The sequence below is a fragment of the Actinosynnema sp. NPDC023658 genome (genome assembly GCF_040639995.1).
Lineage (GTDB): Bacteria > Actinomycetota > Actinomycetes > Mycobacteriales > Pseudonocardiaceae > Actinosynnema.
In genome coordinates, this window is sequence record NZ_JBFAAX010000733.1 from 1 (window position 1) to 2,856 (window position 2,856).

The following is a 2,856-nucleotide window of genomic DNA, read 5'->3' on the forward strand; positions in this document are numbered from 1 at the left end:
CACGGCGGCACGCCCGCTGACTGGTTGCGCCGGGGCCTGGCCATGGTGCCCGACGCACCGCGGGCCGTGATCGGCCACTCGTTCGGCGCGAACGCCGTGCTGCACCTGCTGGCCGAGCGCGGGCTGCCCGCGAGCGTCGAGGCCGTGGCCCTCGTGGCCCCGTTCTTCCGACCACCCACGCTGAAGGTCGACTGGGCGCTGCACACGTCGGCCCTGGCCGGCGTCCGCCGGATCATGACCGCCGGCCTGCGCCTGCGCCTGGGCTCCCGGGCGGCCACCCTGGACGACGACCTGCTGGCCACCATGGCCGCCACCGTCGTCGACCGGATCGGACCGGTCGGCTTCGGCGCCTTCTTCCAGAGCTTCGCCGCCTCCACCGACCTGTGGCTGTCCGATGTGGACACACCCGTCCTGGTCGTCGCGGGTGAGGACGACGAGGCGCTGCGCGGCGAACGCGCCACCGCCCTCGCCGCCGCCCTGCCGATCGCCCACTTCCGCATCCGCCCCCACTACACCCACTTCTGCCACGTGGAGCAGGTCGACGACGTGGCGGCCGACCTGACCGGCTTCCTGGGCCTCGCCCGCCCCGCGCCGGGTCCCCCGACTTCCACCGCGCTGCACCTGATCCCGTGAGCCCGCCCTCGCCGGCTCCACCCGAGCCGCGCCGGACGCGGGGCGTCGACCCCGCGGACCGCGACCGCCCGGAGCCGGAGCGCACCGGCACCGCCCGCGCGTGACCCACCGCGGGCCTGATCGCAGCGGCCCGCCGTTGCCGAAACGAAGCCGCACCGCCCGCCGGTGCGCGTGCCTGAAGGAGCGACAACTGCCATGACCACCACGCTCGACGCGAGCCCCACGACGTACGTGGGACGTCCACGGTACGAGGGCGCGAACATCCGCACCTGGATCGGCTTCAAGCACTTCACCTACCTGCTGGAAGAAGCCGTCCTCCAGCACTTCCGCGACCGCGGCACCGGCCCCGACGTGCTCTACCACGTGCACGGCCTGGGCATCGAGTTCGTGGAGACCTCCATCCAGCTCCCCGCGACGCTGCTGGTGGACGACGAGGTCACCGCCGTCGTCACCACCGCGCCCGCGAAGCCCGGCCAGGGCGCGGCGTTCAAGGTCCGCCTCTCCGTGCAGCGCGACGGCGCCGAGGTCACCATCCTGACCGGCAAGGTCCGCGTCGCCCTGGTGGCCGAGCAGGACGCGCCGGGTCACGAGCCGGTGCCGGTGGAGCTGGTGCCGTACGTCGTCGGCGGTGTCGCGGAGCTGGAGACCAAGGCGCGCGAGGACCTCGCGTGCACCGGTGAGGTCACCGACGTCCTGACCCCGCCCGGTTCGAACGCCTTCCTGTGGTCCTGGCGCATCCCGTACTTCTACTGCCACTACTCGCACCGGCTCCAGCACTCGGGCTACACCCGCGCGCTGGAGGAGGTCGTGGACCGGTTCCTGCACGAGCGCGGCCTGGGCATCGGCAAGCTGCTCGAGGAGCGCGGGTGGATCCCCGTCGTCTCCCGCGCCCGCGTGCAGCTCCTCGCGGACGCGCAGATGGAGGAGACGCTGCACACCGTCTTCACCGTGGGCGAGATCATCAAGGACGTCATGTACACCGCCCGCATGGACACCTACGTCCGCCGCGGCGACGTGCTGGTGCACACCGCGACCGCGTCGATCGTCCACGGCTACGCGGTCAGCCGCGGCGAGAAGGCCGGTTCGCTGGCCGAGTTCGACGCCGACACCCTCACCGCGCTGCTCGGGGGTGCCGAATGAGGGTGAAGAAGCCGCCGCGCCTGTACTTCTCGTTCCGCAGCCCGTTCAGCTGGCTGGCCCTGCGGCGCCTGGAGGAACGCCTCCCGCAGGCCCGCGAGATCATCGAGTTCGTGCCCTACTGGGACCCGGACCCGATCACCACGGCCGGCCTGGAGGAGCGGGACGCCGGGTTCCACTACACGCAGATGAGCAAGGCGAAGCACCTCTACATCCTCCAGGACACCAAGCGCCTGGTGGCCGAGCACGGCTACCGCATGGCGTGGCCCATCGACATGGACCCGTGGTGGGAGCTGCCGAACCTCGCCTGGCTCAAGGCCCGCCACCTGGGCCAGGACCGCGCGTTCTACGACGCGGTCACCCAGGCGAGGTGGGAGCGCGGGGAGAACATCTGCGAGGTCGACGTGCTGAGCGCGGCCCTGGAGCAGGCCGGGCTGGACCCGGAACCGCTGGTGTCCGCCGTGGACGATCCGGAGATCCGCGCCGAAGGCCTCGACGCGCTCGTGCAGGCCTGGCACGACGACGTGTTCGGCATCCCCTACTTCAAGGTCGGCCGGCACCGCTTCTGGGGCCTGGACCGCCTCGACGCCTACCTCGACGTGCTGCTGCCGACGTTGCAGGACCTGCCCACGCCCGAGGCGACGACGTTGGACGACGTGCCCGCGCCCGTGCTGGAACGCGTCGGCGGGGTCGACCACGACACGGCGGGTGGTTGCGGATGACCATCCTGGAGGAACGTCCCGTCACCGGTCCCGTCCTGGTCGAAGTCGATCCGCGTGATCCGGAGGTTCGGCTCGCGCAACTGCTGGACCCCGGGTCGGTCGCGCCGTTGCGGCCTCGTGACGGTAGCGGCATGTTCGCCGTGCGGGGGCGGATCAACGGCGCGAAGGTGGTGGCCTACTGCAGCGATGCCACGCGGATGGGTGGTGCGTTGGGGTCGGAGGGTTGCCGGCACATCGTGGAGGCGATCGACACCGCGGTGCGGGAGCGGACGCCGGTGATCGGGGTGTGGCATTCCGGTGGGGCGCGGTTGCCGGAGGGCGTGGAGTCGCTGGACGGCATGGGTCAGATGTTCGCGGCGATGAT

At 71.8% G+C, this 2,856-nt stretch carries 4 protein-coding genes; all 4 read left to right on the forward strand.

Translation table 11 applies throughout. From position 1 onward, the window contains the following. Nucleotides 1–633 (forward strand): alpha/beta fold hydrolase (locus AB0G02_RS33925; RefSeq protein ID WP_360802580.1); only part of this gene is annotated, 633 nt, incomplete at its 5' end. Between the two features lie 195 nt (nt 634–828). Then, nucleotides 829–1,773: a thioesterase gene (locus tag AB0G02_RS33930; RefSeq protein ID WP_360802583.1), complete on the forward strand. Its 945-nt coding sequence runs from the start codon at nt 829–831 to the stop codon at nt 1,771–1,773. Beyond that, nucleotides 1,770–2,492 (forward strand): DsbA family protein, encoded by a 723-nt coding sequence (locus AB0G02_RS33935; RefSeq protein WP_360802586.1) that lies wholly within the window; start codon nt 1,770–1,772, stop codon nt 2,490–2,492. Before AB0G02_RS33930 ends, AB0G02_RS33935 begins: the two co-directional genes overlap by 4 nt. Next, on the forward strand, nt 2,489–2,856 hold a 368-nt coding region (locus tag AB0G02_RS33940), incomplete at its 3' end, for a carboxyl transferase domain-containing protein (protein WP_360802589.1). The genes AB0G02_RS33935 and AB0G02_RS33940, both read left to right, overlap by 4 nt.

Coding starts and splice junctions, on each gene's coding strand:
- AB0G02_RS33930 (WP_360802583.1), top strand. CDS start 829: ATGACCACCACGCTCGACGCGAGCCCCACGACGTACGTGGGACGTCCA.
- AB0G02_RS33935 (WP_360802586.1), top strand. CDS start 1,770: ATGAGGGTGAAGAAGCCGCCGCGCCTGTACTTCTCGTTCCGCAGCCCG.